We start from the raw sequence: 25404 nt of genomic DNA, 5'->3' as shown, positions 1-25404 counted from the left end.
GAGGACATTGTGTCGGGGGCCTGATGATAAATTTCTTCGGAACATCGGGCGTCGGTGGGTGTTTACCTCGCAGCGGCAATGACCGCTGACCATAACATCCGGCGACAACGCATCGCCGGGCGCAAAACTGAGGAGACTCCCCCATGAAAACCGCTATTCTCGCCACCGTCGCCACGCTCGCTCTCGGCGGCGTCGCCTTCGCCCAGTCCTCCGATGGCCATCAGGGCAACCTGCCGGAAGTCGATCTCGGCACCGCCAAGATCGAAGGCAACAAGATCACCGGCGTCAGCGTCTGGACCCCTGAGGCCGGCTATCTGGTGATCCACAACGACGCCGCTGGCAAGCCGCCGGCATCGCTCGGCCACATCGCCGTTCCGAAGGGTCAGAGCACGGATGTGACGATCGAATCCTCCGAGCCCCTCGATCCGGCAACCAAGGTTTCGGTCATGCTGCACTATGAAACCAACGGCAACACGACCTATGACTTCGGCCCGGGCTCGACCGATGTCGACACGCCTGCCATGGGCGCCGGCGACACCGTCGTCAACGTGCCGATGAACCAGTAATCCGGGTATTCCAGTCGGAAGAAAGGCGCCTCCCAAAGCGGGAGGCGCCTTTTTCACGCGCGCTTGTCTCTTTTGAAAGATCAAGGGCGGCAGATCTCGCCCGCCGCCCTCGGGATCAGGTCAGCGGGGTTCGCTGGCCAGTCCCTTGAGGATCGCGTAGCAGGCCAGCAGAAGCACGATCGTGAACGGAAAGCCCGTCGACACCGCCATCGCCTGCAATGCGCCAAGTCCGCCGCCAAGCAGCAGCGCGATCGCGACGATGCCTTCGAAGCTTGCCCAGAACACCCGCTGCGGCGTCGGGGCATCGACCTTGCCGCCCGCGGTGATCGTGTCGATGACCAGCGAGCCGGAGTCCGAGGAGGTGACGAAGAAGACGATCACCAGCACGATGGCGATGAAGGAGGTAATCTGCTGCAGCGGCAGCGCCTCCAGCATGGAGAACAGCTTCAGTTCCAGCGGCGCGTCGACAACTGCCTGATAACCGTCATTGACGATCTGGCTGATTGCCGTGCCGCCGAAGGCGGTCATCCAGAAGACCGAGACCAGCGACGGGATGAGCAGCACGCAGACGATGAATTCGCGCACGGTGCGGCCGCGCGACACGCGGGCGATGAACATGCCGACGAAGGGCGACCAGGAAATCCACCAGGCCCAGTAGAACGCCGTCCAGCCGTCGCGGAAATTGTCGTCCGCCCGGCCGAAGGGATTGGCGAGTTCCGGCAGGTAGCGGGCATACTCATAGAGGTTGGTGAAGAAGCCCGAGACGATCGCCATCGTCGGCCCGACGATGAGCACGAATGCCAGCAGCAGGGCGGCCAGCACCATGTTGATCTCGGAAAGCCGCTTGACGCCGGCATCGAGCCCGGCGACGACCGAGGTCAGTGCCACGCCGGTGATCGCGACGATCAGCACGACCTTGGAGACTTCGCTCACCGGGATGCCGAAGATGTGGTTGAGGCCGGCATTCGCCTGTTCGGCGCCGAAGCCGAGAGATGTCGCGAGACCGAACAGCGTCGCAAGCACGGCGAGAATGTCGATCACGTGACCGGGCCAGCCCCAGACGCGCTCGCCGAAGACCGGATAGAAGACCGAGCGCATCGTCAGCGGCAGGCCCTTGTTATAGGCGAAGATCGCCAGCGCCAGCGCGACGACCGCATAGATCGCCCAGGGATGCAGTCCCCAGTGGAAGATCGTCGCCGCCATGCCGAGATGACGGGCGGTGACGGCATCGCCGGGGGCACCGCCGAGCGGAGCCCAGCTTTCGGGTGTTCCCGCGTCATCGGCAAAGGACGAGGAAAAATGCGAGATCGGTTCGGAGACGCCGTAGAACATCAGGCCGATGCCCATGCCGGCGGCAAACAGCATGGCGAACCAGCCGGAATAGGAATAGTCGGGCGTCGCCTCCTTGCCGCCGATGCGCACCCGGCCATAGGGCGAGACGATCAGGAACAGGCAGAGGACGACGAAGATGTTGGCGGATGTCAGGAAGAACCAGTCGAAGGTGGCTGTCAGCCAGTCACGCATGGCGAGAAAGATGGCTCCGGCTTCCTCCTGGAAAGCCAGCGTCAGAAGGACGAATGCCACGATCATCAACCCGGAAATCATGAAGACCGGATTGTGAATGTCGAGCCCGAATGGACCTATGTTTGTGGTGATGTTGTCCTGGCCGATTTCGTAATCAGTATCGATGATTGCGCTCGGGCCTTCGGGTGCGGGAATTCCCGTATCCGTCATGAATCTCTCCTTCAATCGTGTTCCCTGGATCCCCCCGGCAGAAGCCGGAGTTCCCCCTTGCCGTCCTCAAGTCCCCTGGACAACATGGGGCAGAATGTCGCGCCGGCAAGGTTTTTGGTTGCCAAAGAGACTTTGGCAGAAGGTGGATGAAGGAAAGATGGCGCTTCGGCGCAAATGCCGTGACGACGAAGGGTCGGTCGTTAGGGACTGGAGACGCTGCCGCCGATTGCGGCATGGATCACATGGCCGGGCATGGAAACACGCCCGGCCAAAAACTGATTACTCGATGGTCTTGATCGGATCCTTGGGGGCCGGATCGAAGCCGACGAGGTCCGTTGTCAGCTTGGCGTAGGTTCCGTCCGCAACCATGTCGGCAAGCGCCTTGTTGACGGCTTCGACGAGATGCGGCTTGCCCTTCTTGAAGGCGAAGCCCTTCTGGACGTGGCTGACATAGTCGTCGGTCATCTTCAGCGGCATGTTGGCGGTCTTGATCGCATAGGCGGCGGCGATCGCGTCCGTGATCACGGCGTCGACATTGCCGTTGACGAGATCCTGCATCGCATCCGATTCAGCCTTGTAGCCCTTGACCGTCGCGCCTTTCTCTTCGGCGATCTTGGTCCAGCTCGAAGCGACCAGCGCGCCGACGGTCTTGCCCTTGATCTCGCTGGACTGGGTGATGTCCGAATCCTTGGCCACGACGACGCGGCCGCCGGACTCCAGCCAGCCATTCGAGAAGGTCACCTGCTTCTGGCGGGCCTCGGTGATGTCCATGGCGGCGCTGATGACGTCGTACTGGTCCGCCTGAAGGCCGACCAGCAGCGAATCCCACTTGATGAGGACGGGCGTGTATTCGAGATCGAGGCGCTTGGCGACTTCCTTCATGACGCGGATTTCAAGGCCGTCGAGCGTGCCGTCCGGTGCGCGCATGCTGAACGGTGCATAGGTGCCCTCCGTCGCGACCATCAGCTTGCCGGGTTCGAGCAGTTCCAGGTCGGCGGCCCGTGCAAGCGCGCCGAACGACATGGCGGCAAGCGCGGCGGTGAGAATGAGAGACTTGAGTTTCATGTGCTTGTTCCCTGTTGTTGTGATGAGGCAGTTCCACGGCGTCACACCGGTATTTCACAACCCGACGCTTGTGCGTCGGGAGGCATGCAGGAATGTGAGGTTCCGAATTCGAGCCGGACCGCGCGCATCCGTCCACCTCAGCTCAGATTGGCGTAACGACGCTCCAGCCACGAGGCGAGCAGCGTCAGCACGGTTGTCAGCACCAGGTAGATGATCGCCACGGCAATGTAGAACTCGAAGGGCCTGAAGGTCGCGGCAATCAGCGTCTGGGCGTAGAGGGTGAGTTCGACGACGGTGATCGTCGACAGCAGCGAGGTGTTCTTCAGCGTCGAGATCGCTTCGTTCGTCACCGATGGCAGAATGATGCGGAAGACCTGCGGCAGGATGATCGTGCGCATGGTTTCGCCGGGGCTGAAGCCGAGCGCCAGAGCCGATTCCGTCTGTCCGTGCGGGATGGCACTCAAGCCGCCGCGCACGATCTCGGCGACATAGGCGCCGCTGTTGACCCCCAGTGCGATGACACCGGCCGTAAACGGCGAGAGCCGGATGCCGATCTGCGGCAGGCCGAAATAGATGATGAAGACCTGGATCAGCGTCGGCGTGCCACGGATGAACCAGATGTAGAATGCCGCCGCCATGCGGGCGGATTTCCATTTCGAGCGCTGGCCGAGTGCGGCCACCAGGCCGCAGATCCAACTGACGATGATGGTCAGGATGGTGAGCGCGAACACGGTCCATGCCGCTTCAAGGAAGCCGGGTCCGTAAATCCGGAATTCGTCGATCATGCCGTTCATTGTGGCTGCATCCCCCGGTCCTGAGTGTTGGAAAGCGCATGGCCGACATCGTCGTGAAGGATGCGGTGGAGGAACTGTTTGAGCCGATCGCTTTCCGGCTGGCGGAGGATGTCCGGCGCCCCCTCTTCGGCAATGATGCCCTTGTCGAAGAACAGGACACGCGAGGAAACGTCGCGCGCAAAGGCGATCTCGTGGGTGACCAGCAGCATGGTCATGCCCTCGGCCGCCAGCGATGCCATGAGCACCAGAACTTCGTGAACGAGTTCCGGATCGAGCGCCGATGTCACTTCATCGAACAGCATCAGGCGCGGTTTCATGGCCAGTGCCCGGACGATCGCGACGCGCTGCTGCTGGCCGCCCGAAAGGCGCGACGGATAGCTGTGCCGCTTTTCGTAAAGCCCGATCCGGGAGAGCAAGGCTTCCGCTTCCCGTTCCGCCTCCGTGCGCGACAGTTTCAGGAGCTTGCGGGGCGCATGGGTGACGTTTTCCAGAACGGTCATGTGCGGCCAGAGATTGTAGCTCTGGAAGACCATGCCGACGCGGCTGCGCAGGAGCTGAAGCTGGGACTGCGTCGGGAAGAAGCGCGATTGCGGCCGGAAATCGAAGGACAGGTCCTCGAAGTCCATGAAACCGGATTGCGGCATCTCGAGCGCGTTGATGGACCTGAGAAACGTGCTCTTGCCCGAGCCGCTGGCGCCGATGATGGAGACGACTTCGCCTGCATGAACATCGAGCGACACGCCTTTCAGCACCTCGTTGCTGCCGAAGCTCTTGCGGATATCGCGCAGTGACAGAAGTGGCTTGGTCATGACGCGTCACCGGCGGGAAAGCTGTCGACAATCCGGACGGAAACGTCTTTCGGCATGCGTGCTGCGCCATTGATCGGGGTGATGTCCTGCGGACATGCGGAGAGCACCAGGATGAGATCCATCTCCGCTCGCAACACAACATGGTCGCCTGGTGACGTGGACGGCGGGACCCGATCCACGGTTCCACCTTCTGCGACAGGCACATTCATGAACAGGTTCAGGGAGGCCGGGGTGAAGGGCACATCCATGCCGATCTCGGACAGAGCCTCATGGAAATTGTCTGTGCAACTGCGGTGATGCTCCTCGCATCCGAGCTGGGCGTAGAGTTCACTGCTGCAGGGGCACAGAAGTGTGTCATGACGCACACCGGCGCTGTCGGCGACCATGGTCAGCATCGGGCGGCGACGGTTGCTGGCAAGGCTCATGCCGCTCACAAAGAAGATGTTGCTGTTGATGGAACGGGTGTGGTCGAGCGACGAGGTCTCGAAGGGATCGCTTGCGGAGAGCGCCCAGGCATCGACGACCTGATTGCCATGCGTGTTGGTGATCAGCACGCACTCGCCCGCCTTCATCCGGAAGGCGCGTCCGTGGCTGGCAGGTACGATCTCTGCGTCGAGGCTCATTTCCATCCGATTTCTTTGCTGTGTGGGCTGTCGTTTGGCCGGATGCACGTTCTGGCAATCCGGAATATCGAAACCATATTCGGTATACCACTGGAATTCAATGTGGTATTTCAACAATTTACAGCCGAATAATTAAGCTGACTGCACAAGGAAGCGTCATTCGTTGGTGAAATTTTGTGCGCAATCGGGATTGCCACAAAATTCTGCCGTCTGCTTTCGGCACCCGATACGGAGAGGGTTTGAAATGTGAATACAGTTGGTGTACCGAAATGGTCAGGCGGCCGGTTCCGGCCGTCCGCGATGCGCCAGCATCACCATTTTACGTCCAACCGCATGGAGTGAGGTCATGGGGCGCTACTTCCCTCAGGATGAGTATGTCGAGCGCTGGGACCGCGTCCACGCGGAGATGAAACGCCGTGGTTTTGCCTGCGCGGTCGTCTTCGGGCGCGGCGGCGGAACGACCGACAATTGCGGCGACATTCTCTACCTCTCCAATCATTATGCCATCAGCGGCGGAATGGATTCGCTGATCTGGACGGCAAGATCCTTTGCCGGCGTAATCCTGCAGGAGGGGCGCCCTCCCCAGCTCCATATCGACGAACCGGAAGTGCGCCGCGATCTCGTCTCCATCGATGATGTCCGCTGCAGCAATCACCCGTTCGAGAGTGTCGCGCGGTCGCTGGTCGAGCGCGGCGTGAGCGGTCCGGTTGCGATCGTCGGCACCAATTTCATTCCGATCAAATATTACCGGCAGCTGGAAGCCGTCGCGCCGGGCATCGAATGGGTCGCCGTTGACGATCTCGTCCGCTCCGTGCGCCGCATCAAGAGCGTCCGCGAGCTCGACTGTTACCGCGTCGCCGGCGAGACGGCGACTGTGGGCATGAACGTCCTGATGGAAAACCTGGTCGGCGGCATGTCGGAGCGTGAAGCGGCCGGCGAAGCGGCGCGCGAAGTCGTGCGCCGCGGCGGACGGATCCAGATGATCGGGACCAACCACGGCGAAACGCTCGGCTTCGACCAGCGCTTTCCGCTGACCGGCTACAGCGAAGACACGCCGGCCATCGGCGACATGGTCACGGGCACGCTGCACGGCGCGCTGTTTCAGGGATACTATCTCGATCCCGGACGCACGGGCGTGCGCGGCAAGGCCAACAGCGAGCAGCTTCGGCTGAGGGAAGCGGCCGGCGATATCGTCCATCGCCTGACGGACATGCTGCGGCCCGGCGTCAAGCTTCTGGACGTCGCGGCGGAAGGCGACCGCATGACGGCGGCCTTCGGCGGATCGATCTCGCCGATCATGAAGAATTTCCCCTTCTATGGCCACGGCATCGGGCTGGGCTTCGAGCTGCCGCGCATCTCGACAAGCATGTCGCTGCCCGAAGACGTCGTCGAGCAGGACATGGTCTTCGGCGTGGAGGCGTTCCTGTCGCTCGACGGCGTCGGCGCCGCCTTCTATGAAGACATCATCATCATCGGCCGGGACGGCAACGAGCTGCTGACCAAATCGCCGGCGATCTTCTGACGCGTCAGCCCAATGGCTTGCGGTCGGGATCGTTGATCGTCCGCGTCAGATGGCGTTCCCAGTCGATCGCCGTCTTGACGATGAAGGACAGGTCGTCGTGTTCGGGCGTCCAGCCGAGCAGTTCCCGGGCGCGCGACGGGTTGGCGACGATGCTGACGGCGTCGCCCGGACGGCGGTCTGCCAAGATGATCGGGAAATCGCGGCCGACCACCGTCTTCACCGTTTCCAGCACCTGCAGCACTGAAAAGCCCTGGCCGTAGCCGCAATTGGCCGTCAGCGAACCGCCGCCGGCGCGCATGCGCTGCAGCGCCTTCAGGTGGGCGTTGGCAAGGTCGGAGACGTGGATGTAGTCGCGAACGCAGGTGCCGTCCGGCGTCGGATAGTCCGTGCCGAAAACCGTCATGCCGTCACGCTTGCCGAGTGCGGCTTCGCTGGCGACCTTGATCAGATGCGTCGCGCCGACCGTCGACTGGCCGGTGCGTCCGCGCGGGTCGGCGCCGGCAACGTTGAAATAGCGCAGCGCCGTGTAGGTGAAGTCGTGCGCTGCGGCCGTGTCGCGCAGCATGATCTCGGTCATCAGCTTCGAGCTACCATAGGGCGATTCCGGATTGAGGCTTGCCTCTTCGACGACCGGATCGTTCGACGCCGGCGTGCCGTAGACGGCGGCGGTCGAGGAAAAGACGAAATGCGGAACGCCGGCCTTGACGGCGGCGGCGATCAGCGCACGCGACTTGACCGTATTGTTCTCGTAATAGCCGAGCGGGTCGGCGACCGATTCCGGCACGACGATGGACCCGGCGAAATGGATGATCGCATCGATGCTGTTTTCGGCGAAGATGCGCTCGAGCAGCACCATATTGGCGATGTCGCCTTCGTAGAACTTCGCCTGCGGGGCGATCGCCCAGCGGAAGCCGGTCGACAGCCGGTCGATCACCGCCACATCCTCGCCGGCATCGACCAGGGCCCACACCATGTGGCTGCCGATATAGCCGCCGCCGCCCGTCACCAGTACCGTCATGTCATCCCTTCCCATCCACTTCGACCGATCGCCCGATCCTTTCGTTCGCGGCCACCCTATAGCCAAAATGGAAATAATTTCCCACGTTTCGTTGAATCTCCTATGGTGGCACAAAACATGACGGGAGAACTGCAGCAGCAATGACGACAGCGGCCATCGGCGATACGGTCGGCGAGAGCGCCTACCGCGCCATTCGCAACGACATCATTTTCGGCAGGTTGCAGCCGAGCGAGCGTCTGCGGCTGGAAATCCTGCGCAAGCGCTACGAGGTGAGCGTGACGACGCTGCGCGAGATCCTCAACCGGCTGACCTCCGACGGCTTCGTCGTCGCCGAAGGGCAGAAGGGCTTCGAGGTGGCGCCGGTTTCCGATCAGGACCTCAAGGAAGTGGCCGACCTGCGCATTCTTCTGGAATCGCACGCGCTTGAACAGTCCTTTGCCCAGGGTGACCTGAACTGGGAAGCCGGCGTGGTGGCCGCCTATCACAAGCTCAACGTGATGGAAAAGCGGATGATGAACGGCGACGAAACCGCGCGCGAGGGCTGGAAGATCGCCGACTGGGGCTTTCACCGGGCGCTGATTGCCGGCTGCGGTTCCGCGCTCCTGATCGATATTCACGGCGAGGTCTTCGACAAGTATCTGCGCTACCAGATGCTGACGCTGACCTATCGCGGCGAGGTGGCGGTCGGCGAGCACAAGCAGCTTCTCGACGCCGCGCTGGCGCATGATGCGAAGACCGCGGTCGCCGTTCTGCGCAAGCATTTGCAGGGCGGGATCGAGCACAGCCTCAAATATGGCGGTACCCGCGCGAAAGCGCAGAAATCAAAGCGAGATACCTAATTCATCCTATAAAATCGAAAATATAGGTTGAAATGAAGATTGCTTCATGAGAATTTGCCGCTGTCGCTCCGCTGGCTGCGTTGCCTGCCGGCTCTGCGATACGATCCGCGGTGCGGGAGAGCCCGGACGGTCCTGCATTCTGACGGACATTGCTCATGACAGACGGATATCAGGCGCTCGGCACACCGAAGACGGTTCTCGCCGGTCTCATCGGCAGCGGCATTCAGTTGTCGCGCACGCCGGCCATGCACGAGGCCGAAGGCGCCGCCCATGGGCTCCGCTATGTCTACCGACTGTTCGACACGGACCGGATGGGTACTACGCCGCCGCCGCTCGCGGATCTTGTGCGCGCCGCCGAGCTTTCCGGCTTTGCCGGGCTGAACATCACCTATCCCTACAAGATCGAGGTGATCGACCATCTCGACGCGCTGTCTGACAACGCTCAGGCGATCGGCGCGGTCAACACGGTCGTCTTTCGCGACGGCAAGCGCTTCGGCCACAACACCGATCTCTGGGGTTTCGGGGAAAGCTTCACGCAGAACTTTGCCGGCAGCGCCAAGGATCGGGTGCTGCAGATCGGTGCCGGTGGTGCCGGCGTGGCGACAGCCTTTGCGATGATGCAGCGCGGCGTCGGCCATCTCGTCATCTGCGATACGTCGGCTGCGCGCGCCGAAAGCCTTGCCTCGGCCATTGCCGCGCGCCATGGCGACGGTTCCATTTCGGTTATCACCAATATCGCCGATGCCGGCGCGGTCGACGGCGTCGTCAACGCGACGCCGGTCGGCATGGCAAAGCTGCCGGGCAGTCCCTTCCCGCTGGACAGGCTGACGGCCTCGATGTGGGTGTCCGACGTCATCTATTTCCCGCTGGAAACCGAGCTGGTCCTCGCTGCCCGCGCCAAGGGCTGCAAGGCCGTCGGCGGTTCCGACATGGCGGTCTTCCAGGCAATCCGCGCCTTCGAACTGTTCTCCGGCGTCAAGGCCGATCCGCAGCGCATGCGGCAGACTTTCGCAAACCTCGCCGGCTGACCGGCCGCCAGAAAGGCCCGCAACCGGCAAGCCGGTGCGGGCCGATCATTCTCGATCCAACGCTGCTTTCAGAGCGCCGTCCACGCTGCGTCGTTACGCGAAGACGTGATGCAGGCGGAGATGAAGCGCATGCCGGTCAGGCCATCCTCGATCGACGGCGCTTCCACGCCGGCCGGCAGTGGCGTGCCGTCCTTGGCGTGGCGGATCATCGCGGCGGCTTCCCGGTAGATCGTCGCGAAGGCTTCGAGATAGCCTTCCGGATGGCCGGACGGGATGCGGGTCACGCGGGTTGCCGCCTCGGTCGCCCCTGCCCCGCCGCGCGTCAGGATCTGCATCGGCTTGCCGAACGGCGTGTAGTACATGTGGTTCGGCACCGCCTGCATCCATTCGATGCCGCCCTTGGAGCCGTAGACCCTCAGCCTCAGGCCGTTCTCGTTGCCGGGCGCCACCTGGCTTGCCCACAGCATGCCCTTGGCGCCGCCGGCAAAGCGCAGCATCACGTTGACATTGTCGTCCACCCGTCGGCCTTCGACGAAGGCGTCGAGGTCGGCCGCAAGCTTCTCCGTCTTCAGCCCGGTGACGAAGCTTGCCAGATGGAAGGCATGCGTGCCGATATCGCCGACACAGCCGCCCGCGCCGGAGCGGGCCGGATCGGTCCGCCAGTCGGCCTGCTTGTTGTCGGCGGGCTCGGTCAGCCAGTCCTGCGGATATTCCACCTGCACGACGCGGATGTCGCCGAGGTCGCCGCGGGCGATCATTTCCTTCGCCTGCCGGACCAGCGGATAGCCGCTGTAATTGTGCGTCAGCACGAAGAGCTTGCCGCTTTCCTTGACGGCAGCGGCAATCGCTTCGGCGTCCTCCATGGTGGCGGCGAGCGGCTTGTCGCAGATCACATGGATGCCGGCCTTCAGGAAGGCGACCGCCGGGGCGGCATGCATGTGGTTCGGCGTGACGATCGCCACGGCGTCGATGCCGTCGGGCCGCGCGGCTTCAGCCTTGGCCATCTCCTCGAACGAGGGGTAGATGCGCTCGGCGGCAAGGCCGAGTTCCTGGCCGGATGCGAGGGCGCGGGCCGGGTCGGAGCTCAGCGCGCCGGCGACGAACTCCCACTGGCCGTCGATCGCCGCGGCCATGCGATGCACGCCGCCGATGAAGGCGCCCTGGCCGCCGCCGACCATTCCAAGTTTCAGTTTGCTCATGTGTTAAAGTCCCAACATCTTTCTGATCATTGCCTTGTCGGTGCTGCCGCCGGCGAAATCGTCGAAGGCCTTGCCGGTCACTTCGATGATGTGGCTGGCGATGAAGGGCGCACCTTCCGCCGCCCCCTGCTCCGGCGATTTCAGGCAGCATTCCCATTCGAGAACCGCCCAGCTGTCATAGTCATATTGCGCCAGCTTGGAGAAGATACCGGAAAAGTCCACCTGCCCGTCGCCGAGCGAGCGGAAGCGGCCGGCGCGGTTCACCCAGCCCTGGTAGCCGGAATAGACGCCCTGGCGTCCGTCCGGGTTGAACTCGGCATCCTTGACGTGGAAGGCGCAGATGCGCTCGTGGTAGAAATCGATGAACTGCAGGTAGTCGAGCTGCTGCAGCAGGAAGTGGCTCGGATCGTAGTTGATCTGCGCGCGCGGATGGTCGTCGACCTGCTCGAGGAACATCTCGAAGGTGGCGCCGTCGAACAGGTCCTCGCCGGGATGCAGTTCGTAGCCGACGTCGACGCCGTTTTCGTCATAGACGTCGAGGATCGGCTTCCAGCGCCGGCCGAGTTCGGCAAAGCCTTCCTCGATCAGGCCGGCGGGGCGCTGTGGCCACGGGTAGAGATAGGGGAAGAGCAGCGAACCGGAAAAGCTGACCGAGGCGGTGAGCCCCAGCCGGCGGCTGGCCCGGGCGGCCTTGACCATCTGGTCGACGGCCCATTCCTGCCGCGCCTTCGGGTTGTTGTGAACCGATGCCGGCGCAAAGCCGTCAAAGGCGATGTCGTAAGCCGGGTGCGCAGCGACGAGCTGGCCCTGCAGATGGGTCGAGAGCTCGGTGACCTCGACGCCCGCATCCGCACAGATGCCCTTGACCTCGTCGCAATAGGCGTCGCTTTCCGCCGCCTTGTCGAGGTCGAACAGGCTGGGCACGAAGGTCGGGATCTGCACGCCCTTGTAGCCGAGCCCGCCGGCCCATTTGGTGATAGCCTCGAGGGAATTGAAGGGCGCTGCGTCACCAGCAAACTGTGCCAGAAACAGGGCCGGCCCTTTCATCGTCTTTGCCATATCCTCAGGTCCTCCGAATTGTCCGGCTTCAAGCCGGGTGCTTATTGTAATTGGGTTTGACGGGCGGCCAAGAGGCCGCCCGCATGATTGGCCGCTGGTCAGACGAGCAGTTTGGCCGCGTCGTCCGGACCAAGGGCCGCCGGCCGCTCGCAGGTGGTCGAGATCTCGACGAACGCGCCGGTCTCGCCTGACTTCAGGATCGACGTCATCACGTCGACGACATGCAGCGCGAATTCAAGCGAGCAGCGGTGCGGCCGCTTTTCGCCGATCGCCACCGCCATGTCGGCAAGGCCGGCGGTGCGGTAATTGGCGCGCTCGCCGTCATTGGCCCGTCCGAACGGATGATCCCAGGTCGGCGTGCCGTTGCTGAACGCACGCTGGCGGGTCATCCGCACCTCGCCGCCGAAGAAGTTCGGATCCGGCACGTGCAGGCTGCCGTCGCGGCCGTAGAGCTCCATGTTGGTGTGGCTCTGCTCCCAGACGTCCCAGCTGGTGACGTAGGTGATCATCGCGCCGGAATGGAATTCCATCACCGTGTGGATCGTCGTCGGGGTCTCGACGGTGATCTTGTCGCCGAAGCGTGGCTGCGAGGTGATCGTCCGTTCCTTCGAAACGATCTTGCTGATCGCACCGACCCGTTTGACCGGGCCGAGCAGCTGCACGAGGTTGGAGATGTAGTAGGGGCCGAGGTCGAGGACCGGGCCGCCGCCGGGCTTGAAGAAGAAGTCCGGGTTCGGGTGCCACATTTCCATGCCGGGGCTCTGCACGAAGCAGGTGCCAGACGTGATCTCGCCGACCGCGCCGGTGTCGATCAGGTGACGGGCAAGCTGATGCGCGCCGCCGAGGAAGGTGTCGGGCGCCGAGCCGACGCGCAGGCCCTTCGCCTCCGCGATCTTCGCCAGTTCGCGGCCTTCCTCGACGCTGAGCACGAACGGCTTTTCGGAATAGACGTGCTTGCCGGCTTCGAGCGCCATCTTCGAGACGCCGAAATGCGCCGCCGGGATCGTAAGGTTGACGATGATGTCGATCTCGTCGGAGGCGAGCAGGTCCTCGACCGTCATCGCCTTCAGGCCGAATTCAGCGGCCCGCGCCTTTGCCGCTTCGGGCAGCATGTCGGCGCAGGCGCGCACCTCGATGCCCTTGAAGAGGGGTGACAACCGCATGTAAGCCGTGGATATGTTGCCGCAGCCGATAATGCCGACGCCAAGTTCTTTGGTCATGGATGACTATCCTTCAGAAGCTGTTGAATGCGGTGATCGAACGGCTGGCGAAGCGGCGCGCGTCGTTCGGCTTGTCGTGTTCCATGATGAAGAGATCGCAATTGGTCTTCAGCAGGGCGGCGGTGATCGCCTTCCAGTTCATCGTGCCGTGGCCGACATCGGCCCAGCCGTCCTCGTCAACGCATTCGCCGGCGGGCGCGATGTCCTTGACATGCGCCGCCGTGATCCGGTTGCCGTAGCGTTCGATCCATTCGAGCGGGTCGGCGCCGCCGCGGACGATCCAGGCGATGTCGGCTTCCCAGCCGATGGCCGGCGCGTTGTCGAGGATGGTCGCCATCGGCACGGAGCCGTCGGCAAGGGCGACGAGCTCGAAGTCATGATTGTGCCAGCCGAACAGGTAGCCGGCGGCGCGCACCTTCTCGTTGATGGCCGACAGCCGGTCGGCGAGCCCCTTCCAGCCGGACTGGTCCGTCGGACGGGCGTCGGGCATCAGGTAGGGGCAGTAGATCTTCTTCATGCCGAAGGTCGCGGCGATGTCGGTCGCCTTGCCGAAGTCGTTCTCCAGCATGTCGATCGAGAAGTGGCCGGACGGCATGGCGAGGCCGCGGGAATCCAGCGCCTTGGCGAACTCGGCGGGGTTCTCGTAGACGCCGCCGAAGCCCTCGACATTCCGGTAGCCGAGATCGGCAAGCATCGACAGGACATCTTCCCAGGGCGTGAAATTGCGGGCGGAATAAAGCTGAAATGAAACACTCATATTTGTCACCTGTATCGTTCGAGGGGGCCGATCAGACCCTGAGTTCGCTGGTCTGATCGAAAATGGAAGCCTTGGACGGTTCAAAGCCGATGGTCATGGTGTCGCCTTCATCGACCTCCGCCTGCCCGTCCATGCGGAAGCGGAATTCCTGGCCGCCAATCGAGGTCCAGACGAGCGTGTCGGAGCCCATCGGCTCGACGATCTCGACGGTGATCTCGTGGCGGAACGGCGCGGCGGCGGCCGCCTCTCCGGTCAGAACATGTTCCGGCCGGATGCCGAACCAGACCTTGCCGTTCTTCGGCGTCTCGGCGAAGTCGTAGCCGGTAAGCGGGATGTCGACGCCGTCGGCGCGGAAGACCGCCGGCGAGCCCTGCATGCCGCCATCGAGGAAGTTCATCGACGGCGAGCCGATGAAGTCGGCAACATACTTGTTGACAGGGCGGTTGTAGATTTCCGAAGGGCTGGCGAGCTGCTGGATGACACCGCCCTTCATGACGGCGATCCGGTCGGCAAGCGTCATCGCCTCCACCTGGTCGTGGGTCACGTAGATCATGGTGTTCTTCAGCGAGTGGTGCAGCCGCTTGATCTGGACGCGCAGGTCGGTTCGCAGCTTGGCGTCGAGGTTGGAAAGCGGCTCGTCGAACAGGAACACGTCGACGTCGCGCACCAGCGCCCGGCCGATCGCGACGCGCTGGCGCTGGCCACCCGAAAGGGCGGCCGGCTTGCGGCCGAGAAGCGGCTTGATCTGCAGAATGTCGGCGGCGCGCGCCACGCGCTTGTCGATCTCGTCCTTCGCCATGCCGGCGACCTTGAGGCCGAAGGAGAGGTTCCCCTCGACCGTCATCTGCGGATAGAGGGCGTAGGACTGGAACACCATGCCGATGCCGCGGTTCTTCGGCTCCTCCCAGGTCACGTTGCGGTCGTTGATGTAGATCTGGCCGTCGGTCGGCTCCAGAAGGCCGGCGATGCAGTTGAGCAGGGTCGACTTGCCGCAACCGGACGAGCCGAGCAGCACGAGAAACTCCCCGTGGGAAATGTCCAGGTCGAGGTTCTTCAGCACGTGGACCGCGCCGAAGCTCAAGGACAGGTTCTTGATCGATACACTATGAGACATGCGCTTATCCCTTAACTGCGCCGGCGGCGATGCCGCGCACGAACAGCCGCCCGGAGACGAAGTAGACGAAGAGCGGCACGGCACCCGTGAGGATGGTCGCCGCCATGTTGACGTTGTATTCCTTCACGCCCTGGACCGAGTTGACGATGTTGTTCAGCTGAACCGTCATCGGGTAGTATTCGGGCCGGGTGAAGACGACCCCGAACAGGAAGTCGTTCCAGATGCCGGTGATCTGGATGATCATTGCCACGACGAAGATCGGCATCGACATCGGCACCATGATCTTCAGATAGATCTGCCAGAAGCCGGCGCCATCGACGCGGGCCGCCTTGAACAGTTCCTCGGGCAACGAGGTGAAGTAGTTGCGGAACAGCAGTGTCATGATCGGCATGCCGAAAATTGTGTGGACGATGACGAGACCGGTCAGCGTACCGTAGATGCCCATTTCGCGCAGGATGATGACGAGCGGATAGATCATCACCTGATAGGGGATGAACGCGCCGACGATCAGGATCGTGAAGAACAGTTCCGCACCCTTGAAGCGCCAGTTGGCGAGCGCGTAGCCGTTGATCGAGGCAATGGCGATCGAGATGATCGTCGAAGGGATGGTGATCCGCACCGAATTCCAGAAGCCGCGCGACAGGCCGTCGCAATTCAGCCCGGTGCAGGCTTCCGCCCATGCCTTCACCCAGGGTTCGAAGGTGATTTCCACCGGCGGCGAGAAGATGTTGCCGAGGCGGATTTCCGGCATGCCCTTCAGCGATGTGACCACCATCACGTAGAGCGGGATGAGGTAGTAGACGGCGGCGACGAACAGCGTGCCGTAAACGATGATGTTGCGCGGCGACAGGAGCGGCTTGGGGCGTCGGCCGCGCGGGCCTTCCTCCATCCGGTCGGCGGAAATATTGGCCGCAGCGGCCGTGGTGTTGAGTGTGCCGATGTTAGCCACGCTTCTTTCCTCCAAATTCAAGGAAGGCCCACGGAATGATGACGATCGAGACCGTGATGAGCATCATGGTGGAGGCGGCGAAGCCCTGCCCCAGGTTCTGCGCCTGGAACATGTAGTCGTAGACGTATTTCGCCGGCACTTCCGAGGCGATCCCCGGACCGCCGCTGGTTTGCGCCACGACAAGGTCGTAGACGCGCACGATGCCGCTGGCGATGATGACCAGCGTGGTGATGAAGACGGGGCGCATCATCGGGATGATGACGAAGACATACGTCTTCCACATCGGAATGCCGTCGACGCGGGCGGCCTTCCAGATATCCTCGTCGATCCCGCGCAGGCCCGCCAGCATCAGGCACATGACAAGACCTGTGCCCTGCCAGAGCGCCGCTATCAGGATGCCGTAGATGACGATCGACTGGGTGTAGAGCGGATTGAAGGTGAAGTCCGTCCAGCCGAGCGAACGGACGATCGACTGCACCCCGAAATCCGGGTTCAGGATCCATTGCCAGACAAGGCCGGTGACGATGAAGGAGAGGGCGAACGGATAGAGAAAGATCGTCCGGAACGTGTTCTCGAAGCGGATCTTCTGGTCCATGAACGCGGCGAGCACGAAGCCGATCAGCAGGCTGAAGATCAGCGACAGGATGCCGTAGATCGCCAGGTTCTCGATCGAGATGATCCAGCGCGGCGCCGACCACAGCCGTTCGTACTGGTCGAGGCCGACCCATTTCAGTCGCGGCAGGAGCTTGGAATTGGTGAAGGAATAGACGATCGTCCAGATGGTTCCGCCGAAGAAGACCACCGATGCCGTGAGGATCATCGGGATCGAGGCGATCTTGGAATTGAGGTTGCGCAGCAGCTGGCTTGGCCGGCGCGCGTGAACCTGTTCGGTCATTGGTATGTGTCTCCTCTGTCGCAGACGGGACGCCGGCAGCCGCGGTCGATGCCGGGCAGGCAACCAACGTCTCCGGACGCCCGCGCCGGATAGCGCGGTATTCCGGGGTCATTCAGCCGGCGAAGGCATGTCGCCCTCGCCGGCCGCTATGTGTCCGTCAGTCGGCGGAGGCGATGATGTCTGCAAACCGCTTCTGCGCGTCTTCCGGCGTCATCGACGGATTGGCGAAGAATTCGGAGAACAGGTCTTCCTTCTGCTTCTGGCTGTCGGCCGAAAGCAGCTGGTCGGTGCCTTCGATGACGTTGCCCTTCTGCAGGATCTCGAGGCCTTTCTTCATGCAGTCGTTGGCGGCGGCGAGATCGACGTCGCCACGCACCGGCAGCGAGCCCTTCTTCAGGTTGAAGGCGACCTGCGTTGCCGGAGCCAAGAGGGTCGAAGCCAGCACTTCCTGGGCCTTCGACTTTTCCGGGTCGTCAAGCTTGGGGAAGTAGAAGGCGTCGCCGCCCGTCGAGATGATCTCGTTCACGCCGAGGCCCGGAAGGCAGGTATAGTCCTTGCCGGCAACCTGTCCGGCGAGTGCGAATTCGCCCTGCGCCCAGTCACCCATGATCTGGCCGCCGGCCTTGCCGGTGATGACGAGGTTGGTTGCCTGGTTCCAGTCCTGAACGTTGGTGCCCTTGGACATCTTGCGCGCATCATCGGCGGCCTTGAAGACCTTGGCGATTTCCGGACCGGCCGCCACGTCGGCATCCTTGTCCTTGAACACCTTGTAGAAGGTATCCTTGCCGGCGATTGCCACCATCAGCACGTCGAACGCACCGGCTGCCTGCCACGGCTGACCGCCGACGGCGAGCGGAATGATACCGGCCTTTTCGAGTGCCGGAGCGGCAGCAACGAATTCGTCCCAGTTCTTCGGCACGGCTACGCCCGCCTTGTCGAATGCGGCATTCGACAGCCACAGCCACTGCCAGGAGTGGATGTTGACCGGCGCGCAATAGATCTTGCCGTCGATCGTGCAGCTGTCGAGCAGGCTCGACGGACGGATGATGTCGCGCCAATGTTCGGCCTCGGCAACGCTTTCGAGGTCGCGCATCAGACCGGCCTGGACCAGCTCTTCCGCCTGACGGCCGTGGTTGAACTGGGTAGCGCCCATCGGGTCGCCGCCGGTGATGCGGCTGATCATGATCGGTCGGGCGGTACCGCCGGAGCCGGCGATCGCGCCATCGACCCAGTGGTTGCCGGTGGCATCGAACGCCTTGGCGAGTTCGGCGACCGCTGCGGCTTCGCCGCCGGACGTCCACCAATGCGTGACTTCCAGATCCGTTGCAGAAGCAGCGGTCGCAGCCGAAAGGGCTGTCGCCGCTACGAGAATCATACGCAATGCTTTCATTTCTTCCTCCCGAAATGCCTGTGACAGGCAGATGTGTCCGGCGCCTCCACGCCATGAAATCGATTACATATCGTTACAATCATGTATTGCTGGAAATGAAATCGATTACATGGAATATTCCAGAGACAAAAATATGAGTCAAGTCTATTACTGCTGGCCGCGCATAGGGATGTGCATACGGGGGAACATGGATCAGAAAACCGTCAGGATTCAGGATGTTGCGCGTCGCGCCGGCGTGTCCACAGCGACCGTTAGCCGCGCCTTGAGCAGCCCGGACATGCTGGCGGAAGCCACTCGCAATGCGGTCTTCGATGCCATTCGCGATACGGGATATCGCGTCAACCAGGCGGCGCGCAACCTGCGCATGCGGCGCGCCGGTGCGGTCCTCGTGCTGGTGCCCAACCTCGGCAATCCCTTCTTCTCGCGCATCCTTGCCGGCATCGGTGCCGCCTTCGCCAACACCGATTTCTCCATCCTTGTCGCAGACACCGAAGACGTCGTCTCGCCGGACCGCACCATTGTCGATTATTTCCTCGACGCCCGCATCGACGGCATGATCGTCATGGACGGCAATCTGATGCCGGGCGACGTGGCGCGGCTGGCTGAGGGCCAGTCCGGCGGCCGCGTCGTCTTTGCCTGCGAATGGGTCGATGACGCCCCCTTCCCCTCGGTGCGGAGCGACAATGTCCGCGGGGCGGAACTCGCCGTCCGCCATCTCCACGAGCTCGGCCATCGCAAGATTGCCCATATCACCGGTCCGGCCGGCAACGTCCTCACACGCGCCCGGCGCGAAGGCATGCAGGCCGAGCGCCAGCGGCTTGGCCTCGAAACCCGTGACGAGTGGATCATCCGCGGCGATTTCTCGCTGAAGTGCGGCTTCGAGGCAGCGGCAAGGATCGTCGCGATGAAGGACCGGCCGACGGCGGTGTTCTGCGCTTCGGACCAGGTGGCGAGCGGGCTGATTTCTGGGCTGCACGCGGCCGGCGTCCGCGTGCCCGAGGATATTTCCGTGGTCGGTTTCGACGATATCGAATTGTCGGAATATTACATCCCGGCGCTGACGACGATACGTCAGGACCGCACCGAGCTCGGCCGGCGGTCGGCCGAAACCCTCCTGGATCTGTTGAACGACGACAGGGGCGCGGGTCCCGAGGGCAAGGTCCATCTCGTCGACGTGGAGCTAATCGCCCGCGCCAGCACCGGGCCGGTCCCTGCCTGAATCAAAAAGGGGCGGCATTGCTGCCGCCCCGGTCTGTCTCCAGCCTCAGATGCTGAGGCAGAGATACTTGATCTCGATATAGTCCTCGATCCCGTATTTCGAGCCTTCGCGGCCCTGGCCGGACTGCTTGATACCGCCGAAGGGGGCGGTTTCGGTGGAGATCAGGCCGGTATTGATGCCGACCATACCGTATTCCAGCGCCTCGGCAACACGGAAGACCTTCGAGAGATCCTTCGAGTAGAAATAGGAGGCAAGGCCGAATTCGGTGTTGTTGGCCATCTCGATCACTTCCTCTTCGGTGTCGAACTTGAAGAGCGGTGCGACAGGGCCGAAGGTTTCTTCGCGCGCGACCTTCATCTCGGTCGTCACGCCGGTCAGGATCGTCGGCTCGAAGAACAGCCCGCCCTGCTTGTCGCGCTTGCCGCCGATCGCCACCTTGGCGCCCTTGCCGAGCGCGTCCTCGATGTGCTCCTCGACCTTGGCGAGCGCCTTGTCGGTGATCAGGGGGCCGGCATTCACGCCATCGGCGAAACCGTCGCCGACCTTCATCTGGGCGACCTTGGCGGCAAGCTTGTCGGCAAACGCGTCATAGACGCCGGCCTGCACGTAGAGCCGGTTGGCGCAGACGCAGGTCTGGCCGTTGTTGCGGTACTTGGAGACCATCGCCCCTTCGACGGCCGCGTCGAGGTCGGCGTCGTCGAAGACGATGAACGGCGCATTACCGCCAAGCTCAAGGCCGAGCTTCATGATCTGGTCGGCACCCTGGCGCATCAGGATCTTGCCGACATTGGTCGAGCCGGTGAACGTCAGCTTGCGGACCTTGTCGTTCTCGCAGAGCTCCTTGCCGACAGAGGAGGAATCCGACGACAGGATGACGTTGAACAGGCCGGCGGGCAGGCCGGCACGTTCGGCGAGCAGGGCCAGCGCCAGCGCCGACAGCGGCGTTTCACCGGCGGGCTTCGACACCATGGCGCAACCGGCGGCGAGCGCCGGCGCCATCTTGCGGGCGAGCATCGCATTCGGGAAGTTCCAGGGCGTGATGGCGCCGACGACCCCGACCGGCTGCTTGATGATGAGGATGCGCTTGTCGGCCTGGTGGCCCGGAATGGTGTCGCCGTAGACGCGCTTTGCTTCCTCGCCGAACCACTCGACGTAAGATGCGCCGTAGAGGATCTCGCCCTTCGCTTCGGCAACCGGCTTGCCCATTTCCATCGTCAGGATGATCGCGAGGTCATCGGCATTGGCGACCATCAGGTCGTAGAGCTTGCGCAGGACCGCGGCGCGTTCCTTGCCGGTCTTCTTCGCCCACTCCTTCTGCGCCTTGTAGGCCGCATCGATCGCGCGGGCGGTCTCGGTGCGGTTCATGTCCGGCACGGTGGCGATCACCTCGCCATTGGCCGGGTTGGTGATCTCGAACGTCTTGCCGCTATCGCTCCTGTCGACCCATTTGCCGGCGATATAGGCCTTGTCGACGGCGAGGCTCGGATCCTTGAGTTTCTTGGTGAGGGTGTCGGAAATGGTCATGGATCAGGCTTCCTTGGCGCATTCGCGCAATGTGGTTTCAAGAATGTCGAGCGCCTCGGCGAAGACGTCGTCCTGGATGGTGATCGGCGACAGGAAGCGGATGACGTTTCCGTAGACGCCGCAGGTCAGCAGGATGAGGCCCTTGTCGAGCGCCTTGGCGCGGACCTTGTTAGCAAAATCCGCGTCCGGCGTCTTTGTTCCGGGCAGGTTGAACTCGACCGCATTCATGAAGCCCGGACCGCGGATGTCGGCGATCTGGGGCACGGCTTCCGTCAAGGACTGCAGCCGCTGTTTGAGCCGGTTGCCAAGCGAATCCGCCCGCTCGCAGAGCTTTTCTTCCGCGATGACGTCGAGCACCGCATTGCCGGCGGCAATACCGATCGGGTTGCCACCATAGGTGCCGCCAAGACCGCCGGGGCCGGGCGCATCCATGATCTCGGCGCGGCCGGTGACGGCAGCGATCGGGAACCCGCCGCCAAGGCCCTTGGCCATGGTGGTGATGTCGGCGACGACGCCGTAATGCTCCATGGCAAACATCTTGCCCGTGCGGGCAAAGCCGGTCTGCACCTCGTCGGCGATCATCAGGATGCCATGCTTGTCGGCAAGTTCGCGCAGCTTCGTCATGAAGGCGCGCGGCACTTCATAGAAACCGCCCTCGCCCTGCACCGGCTCGACGATGAAGGCCGCGACGCGGTTCGGGTCGACGTCGGCCTTGAACAGCTTGTCCAGGACGGCGAGCGACTCTTCCGGCGTCGTGCCGTGCAGCGCGACCGGGAACGGCACGTGGAAGACGTCGGGCATCATCGCGCCGAAGCCCGTCTTGTAGGGCACGACCTTGCCGGTCAGCGTCATGCCCATGAAAGTGCGGCCATGGAAGGCGCCGGTAAAGGCGATGACGGCGGAGCGGTTGGTGGCTGCGCGGGCGATCTTCACGGCGTTTTCGACGGCTTCGGCGCCGGTCGTGACGAAGACGGTCTTCTTCTTGAACTGGCCGGGAACGAGATCGTTCAGCCGCTCGGCGAGCCGGACGTAGTTCTCGTAGGGCACTACCTGATGGCAGGTGTGGGTGAAGTGATCGAGCTGATCCTTGACGGCCGCGATCACCTTCGGATGCCGGTGGCCGGTGTTGACGACGGCGATGCCGGCGGCAAAGTCGATATAGCGGCGGCCTTCGATGTCCCAGATCTCGGCGTTCTCTGCCTTGTCGGCATAGACCTGCGTGGTGACGCCGACGCCGCGCGAAATGGCGTCGGAGCGACGGGTTGCAACTTCGTTGTTGAGCATGGGAGATCCCCTTCGATCTGGAAAACCGGCGCCTGCCGCCTTGAATAGATTTCTTGCATTTTTTCTGTAGAGTTGCAATATGGCCGTAACGATTTAATCCGGGCCTCAGGGCCGGGTTTCCTTCCGGCCGGAGCAGCCATGAACGATGTCCGTTTCAAGATCGCCGAAGCCGCGCGGATTGCCGGCGTTTCCCCCTCGACGCTGAGGCTGTGGGAAAGCCAGGGGCTGATCGAACCGATCCGCACCGACAGCGGCCAGCGGCTCTACGACCAGACGCTGGTGGACCGGCTGAAGACGATCGCCTGGCTGCGCAGCGAGAAGGGGCTGAACCCGGCCGCGATCCGCGACAGCATGGAAGACAGGCCGGCTGTCCGGAAAACCGAGCCGGCACGCCGGAAGCGGCGGGAGCCCGCGGGCATCCCGATCGGCCGCAAGGTGCGGCGGCTGCGACAGGCGGCGGGTGCCACCCTGGACGCCGTTGCCGCCGCATGCGGCATCTCCGCCTCGGTTCTTTCCACCTTCGAGCGCACCTCCCAGGGGCTCTCCTTCACGACCCTGCATACGGTCGCCCAGCATCTCGGCACCACGGTTGCGGCGCTCAGCGGCCAGGACGTCGCCGGACAGGGGGAATCGCTGGTGCGGGGCGGTGCGTGGAAGTCCTGGCCACCCTCTTCCTCCGGCGTCACCGTCAACGTGCTGGCCGAAGGGCAGAACCAGATGGACTGCCACCGCTTCCAGCTCGCGCCCGGCGCCTCCAGCGAAGGCGCCTATCAGCACGAGGGCGAGGAGTTCATCCACGTCCTTTCCGGCCGGCTTGAAATCGTCCTCGACGGCGACCGCTTCTTCGAGCTTGCCGCCGGCGACAGCTTCTATTTCGAAAGCCGCCGCCCGCATTCCTGGCGCAACGCCGCCGACACCGAAACCGTCCTCATCTGGATCAACACGCCGCCGACGTTCTGATGGGATCTTGGTTCAATTGGTCGTGTCGTTGCATCGCTGCCTGAAGTGTCTTACATTGTCTTACGCTTCAAGGAGGTCCGCATGACGAAACCTGCAACGACGGAATCCGTCACCCTCCGCGTGCCATCGGACGTTCTGGCAGAGATCGAGCAGATCGCCGATGCCACCGAGCGATCCAGAAGCTACATCATCGTCCGGGCGCTCAGAACCTACCTGCTCAACGAGGGGGCTGAACTGCTGTCCGCCGTTCACGGGCGTGAACAGATCGCCGCAGGCGAGCGCGAGGACATGGATGACGTCATCGCCGAGATGGATCGCATCATCGCCGGCAAGGTCGCATGACGAAGGTCCGGCTTTCCAGGAAAGCCGCTGACTATATCCGTCGGGAAGCGGAATACCTTCACTTGCGGAACCCGCCTGCCGCCCGCACCTTTTCTCTGGCGATGAAGAAGGCGAGAAATTTGCTCGACGAGTTTCCAGAGACAGGCAACCATATGCACGGCCTGCAGATTGCGGGCGGACGCACACTCGTCGTCGGTGACTATCTTCTGGACTACCTCTATGATGGCAAGATCGTCGACGTTCTCACCATCCGCCATGCACGCATGATCATGCAGACTCCGGATGTCGCTCTCGACAAGGACCTGGATGACAGTTCCGAGGAACAGAGCTGAGCCCCAGAAAAGTGTCTGTGCAGTTCGATATGACCGCGGGCGCCATGCAAATCATGCAGCCCGTCATTGCTCTTGACGTCGTTGCCAGTTATCCAATGCGAAGTTCATGCATTCCATGCATAGGAAATGATCTGCCGTGTCCAGCTTTCGTCCGCGCCGCTTCCTTCCCTCGGTCAGCCTTCTCTCCGCTTTCGAGGCGGTGCTCAGAAGCGGATCCACGGCGGCCGCCGCCCGTGATCTCGATCTGACGCAGAGCACCGTCAGCCGTCTGGTGCAGAATCTCGAGCAGCAGCTCGGCCATCCGCTGTTCGAGCGGCATCGCCAGAAGCTGATCCCGACCGAGGCCGCGCTCGCCTATGGCCGCGACGTTACCCGCGCGCTCGATCTCGTTCAGCGCGCCAGCATGGAGTTTGCCGCCAATCCCGGCGGCGGCTCGCTGTCGCTCTCCATCCTGCCGGCCTTCGGCACACGCTGGCTGGCGCCGCGGCTCGGTGATTTTCTGGAGGGCCATCCGGGCATCACCGTCAATCTGGCGACCCGGCTGAAGCGCTTCAACTTCGCCGCCGAAAGCTTCGACGCCGCCATTCATTTCGGCACGGACGACTGGCGCGATGCCGGCCATATGAAGCTGTTCGACGAGACCCTGACCGCCTGCATTTCGCCTGCCCTCCTGGAAAAGCACCCGATCGCCACCGCCGCCGATCTTCAGGATTTGCCGCTCCTGCAGCTCGAAACCCGGCCGACGGCGTGGCGCATTTGGTTTGCGGCGCAAGAGGCGGCGCCGCCGAACATCACCGGCATGCTGTTCGACCAGTTCGCCACCATGACCCAGGCGGCGATTGCCGGCCTCGGCATCGCACTGCTGCCGGATTTTCTCGCCGACACCGAAATCCGCGAAAGCCGGCTGGTGCCGCTTCTGAAGCGCTCGGTGCCCGGCTCCGGCGCCTATTGGCTCGTCTGGCCCGAGGCCCGCGCCATGTACCCGCCGCTTGCCGCATTCCGCAAATGGCTGGGGGAATGCCTCGCGCGGGGCACTGTATAGTTTCGGCGATTTTCCGTGTCTTCGCCATCGTGCGACGATTTCAACCGGTTGTGGACAATACAACCTGCGAAGTAACGATTGGTTAGCCACAGAGCCAATTGGTGCACCTCAAATCGGCGG

25 protein-coding genes are annotated in these 25404 nt (G+C 63.0%); 9 read left to right on the top strand and 16 right to left on the bottom strand.

The features are described 5' to 3' along the window. Positions 1 to 143 precede the first annotated feature (143 nt). Positions 144 to 566 carry a hypothetical protein gene (locus tag NN662_RS21065; protein WP_261932397.1) on the top strand — a complete coding sequence of 141 codons (423 nt, stop codon included), beginning with the start codon at positions 144 to 146 and terminating at the stop codon, positions 564 to 566. Between the two features lie 120 nt (positions 567 to 686). On the opposite strand, the gene NN662_RS21060 is transcribed toward NN662_RS21065, so the two are convergent. The 5 genes from NN662_RS21060 to NN662_RS21040 all read right to left on the bottom strand — a co-directional run bounded on the left by NN662_RS21060 (position 687) and on the right by NN662_RS21040 (position 5708). Beyond that, the gene (locus NN662_RS21060; protein WP_261932396.1) at positions 687 to 2300 is read right to left on the bottom strand and encodes a BCCT family transporter; all 1614 of its coding nucleotides are present in this window, start codon (positions 2298 to 2300) and stop codon (positions 687 to 689) included. Between the two features lie 279 nt (positions 2301 to 2579). Continuing rightward, on the bottom strand, positions 2580 to 3365 hold the full coding sequence (locus NN662_RS21055) for a transporter substrate-binding domain-containing protein (RefSeq protein ID WP_261932395.1): 786 nt from the start codon (positions 3363 to 3365) through the stop codon (positions 2580 to 2582). Between the two features lie 137 nt (positions 3366 to 3502). Next, the gene (locus NN662_RS21050; protein ID WP_261932394.1) at positions 3503 to 4159 is read right to left on the bottom strand and encodes an amino acid ABC transporter permease; all 657 of its coding nucleotides are present in this window, start codon (positions 4157 to 4159) and stop codon (positions 3503 to 3505) included. Next, positions 4156 to 4968 carry an amino acid ABC transporter ATP-binding protein gene (locus tag NN662_RS21045; protein ID WP_261932393.1) on the bottom strand — a complete coding sequence of 271 codons (813 nt, stop codon included), beginning with the start codon at positions 4966 to 4968 and terminating at the stop codon, positions 4156 to 4158. Before NN662_RS21045 ends, NN662_RS21050 begins: the two co-directional genes overlap by 4 nt. Next, entirely contained in the window at positions 4965 to 5708 is a 744-nt protein-coding gene (locus tag NN662_RS21040) for an urea carboxylase-associated family protein (protein ID WP_261932392.1), read from the bottom strand. Before NN662_RS21040 ends, NN662_RS21045 begins: the two co-directional genes overlap by 4 nt. A 229-nt stretch (positions 5709 to 5937) precedes the next feature. On the opposite strand from NN662_RS21040, the gene NN662_RS21035 reads away from it, so the two are divergent. Then, positions 5938 to 7113, top strand: a complete 1176-nt coding sequence (locus tag NN662_RS21035) for a M24 family metallopeptidase (RefSeq protein WP_261932391.1) — start codon at positions 5938 to 5940, stop codon at positions 7111 to 7113. A gap of 4 nt (positions 7114 to 7117) precedes the next feature. Here NN662_RS21035 and galE read toward each other — a convergent pair whose 3' ends face one another. Then, positions 7118 to 8131, bottom strand: coding sequence for a UDP-glucose 4-epimerase GalE (gene galE / locus NN662_RS21030; RefSeq protein WP_261932390.1), 1014 nt, complete (start codon positions 8129 to 8131; stop codon positions 7118 to 7120). 140 nt (positions 8132 to 8271) lie between these two features. On the opposite strand from galE, the gene NN662_RS21025 reads away from it, so the two are divergent. Continuing rightward, positions 8272 to 8970 carry a GntR family transcriptional regulator gene (locus NN662_RS21025; RefSeq protein ID WP_261932389.1) on the top strand — a complete coding sequence of 233 codons (699 nt, stop codon included), beginning with the start codon at positions 8272 to 8274 and terminating at the stop codon, positions 8968 to 8970. A 155-nt stretch (positions 8971 to 9125) separates the two neighbouring features. Beyond that, complete coding sequence (locus NN662_RS21020) at positions 9126 to 9998, top strand: shikimate dehydrogenase (RefSeq protein WP_261932388.1); 873 nt, start codon at positions 9126 to 9128, stop codon at positions 9996 to 9998. Positions 9999 to 10066: 68 nt separating this feature from the next. Here the strand turns inward: NN662_RS21020 and NN662_RS21015 are convergent, their stop codons facing one another. From NN662_RS21015 to NN662_RS20980, 8 genes are all read right to left on the bottom strand, one after another. Beyond that, entirely contained in the window at positions 10067 to 11197 is a 1131-nt protein-coding gene (locus tag NN662_RS21015; RefSeq protein WP_261932387.1) for a Gfo/Idh/MocA family protein, read from the bottom strand. A 3-nt stretch (positions 11198 to 11200) separates the two neighbouring features. After that, positions 11201 to 12256: a sugar phosphate isomerase/epimerase family protein gene (locus NN662_RS21010; protein WP_261932386.1), complete on the bottom strand. Its 1056-nt coding sequence runs from the start codon at positions 12254 to 12256 to the stop codon at positions 11201 to 11203. A gap of 98 nt (positions 12257 to 12354) precedes the next feature. Next, entirely contained in the window at positions 12355 to 13476 is a 1122-nt protein-coding gene (locus NN662_RS21005; RefSeq protein WP_261932385.1) for a Gfo/Idh/MocA family protein, read from the bottom strand. A 13-nt stretch (positions 13477 to 13489) separates the two neighbouring features. Continuing rightward, positions 13490 to 14233 carry a sugar phosphate isomerase/epimerase family protein gene (locus tag NN662_RS21000; protein WP_261932384.1) on the bottom strand — a complete coding sequence of 248 codons (744 nt, stop codon included), beginning with the start codon at positions 14231 to 14233 and terminating at the stop codon, positions 13490 to 13492. 31 nt (positions 14234 to 14264) lie between these two features. Continuing rightward, positions 14265 to 15347: an ABC transporter ATP-binding protein gene (locus NN662_RS20995; protein WP_261932383.1), complete on the bottom strand. Its 1083-nt coding sequence runs from the start codon at positions 15345 to 15347 to the stop codon at positions 14265 to 14267. Positions 15348 to 15351: 4 nt separating this feature from the next. After that, the gene (locus tag NN662_RS20990) at positions 15352 to 16296 is read right to left on the bottom strand and encodes a carbohydrate ABC transporter permease (RefSeq protein WP_261932382.1); all 945 of its coding nucleotides are present in this window, start codon (positions 16294 to 16296) and stop codon (positions 15352 to 15354) included. Beyond that, on the bottom strand, positions 16289 to 17191 hold the full coding sequence (locus tag NN662_RS20985) for a carbohydrate ABC transporter permease (RefSeq protein ID WP_261932381.1): 903 nt from the start codon (positions 17189 to 17191) through the stop codon (positions 16289 to 16291). Before NN662_RS20985 ends, NN662_RS20990 begins: the two co-directional genes overlap by 8 nt. 157 nt (positions 17192 to 17348) lie before the next feature. Continuing rightward, positions 17349 to 18581 carry an ABC transporter substrate-binding protein gene (locus NN662_RS20980; RefSeq protein ID WP_261932380.1) on the bottom strand — a complete coding sequence of 411 codons (1233 nt, stop codon included), beginning with the start codon at positions 18579 to 18581 and terminating at the stop codon, positions 17349 to 17351. A 187-nt stretch (positions 18582 to 18768) separates the two neighbouring features. Between NN662_RS20980 and NN662_RS20975 the strand changes: the two genes are divergently transcribed. Next, positions 18769 to 19800: a LacI family DNA-binding transcriptional regulator gene (locus NN662_RS20975; protein WP_261932379.1), complete on the top strand. Its 1032-nt coding sequence runs from the start codon at positions 18769 to 18771 to the stop codon at positions 19798 to 19800. 45 nt (positions 19801 to 19845) lie between these two features. Here the strand turns inward: NN662_RS20975 and NN662_RS20970 are convergent, their stop codons facing one another. Then, positions 19846 to 21324: an NAD-dependent succinate-semialdehyde dehydrogenase gene (locus tag NN662_RS20970; RefSeq protein WP_261932378.1), complete on the bottom strand. Its 1479-nt coding sequence runs from the start codon at positions 21322 to 21324 to the stop codon at positions 19846 to 19848. 3 nt (positions 21325 to 21327) lie between these two features. Continuing rightward, entirely contained in the window at positions 21328 to 22608 is a 1281-nt protein-coding gene (locus NN662_RS20965) for a 4-aminobutyrate--2-oxoglutarate transaminase (protein WP_261932377.1), read from the bottom strand. 138 nt (positions 22609 to 22746) lie between these two features. On the opposite strand from NN662_RS20965, the gene NN662_RS20960 reads away from it, so the two are divergent. From NN662_RS20960 to NN662_RS20945, 4 genes are all read left to right on the top strand, one after another. Beyond that, entirely contained in the window at positions 22747 to 23568 is an 822-nt protein-coding gene (locus tag NN662_RS20960) for a MerR family transcriptional regulator (RefSeq protein WP_261932376.1), read from the top strand. Between the two features lie 81 nt (positions 23569 to 23649). Next, entirely contained in the window at positions 23650 to 23910 is a 261-nt protein-coding gene (locus NN662_RS20955; protein ID WP_261932375.1) for a CopG family ribbon-helix-helix protein, read from the top strand. Next, complete coding sequence (locus NN662_RS20950) at positions 23907 to 24242, top strand: type II toxin-antitoxin system RelE/ParE family toxin (RefSeq protein ID WP_261932374.1); 336 nt, start codon at positions 23907 to 23909, stop codon at positions 24240 to 24242. The genes NN662_RS20955 and NN662_RS20950 overlap by 4 nt, the downstream gene beginning before the upstream one ends. A gap of 136 nt (positions 24243 to 24378) precedes the next feature. Continuing rightward, positions 24379 to 25284 carry a LysR family transcriptional regulator gene (locus NN662_RS20945; protein ID WP_261932373.1) on the top strand — a complete coding sequence of 302 codons (906 nt, stop codon included), beginning with the start codon at positions 24379 to 24381 and terminating at the stop codon, positions 25282 to 25284. Positions 25285 to 25404 lie beyond the last annotated feature (120 nt).

The sequence above is a fragment of the Rhizobium sp. NRK18 genome, from assembly GCF_024385575.1.
Taxonomy (GTDB): Bacteria; Pseudomonadota; Alphaproteobacteria; order Rhizobiales; family Rhizobiaceae; genus JANFMV01.
The sequence above is the reverse complement of the archived record's forward strand: the minus strand, read 5'-3'. Positions and strand labels throughout refer to the sequence as shown.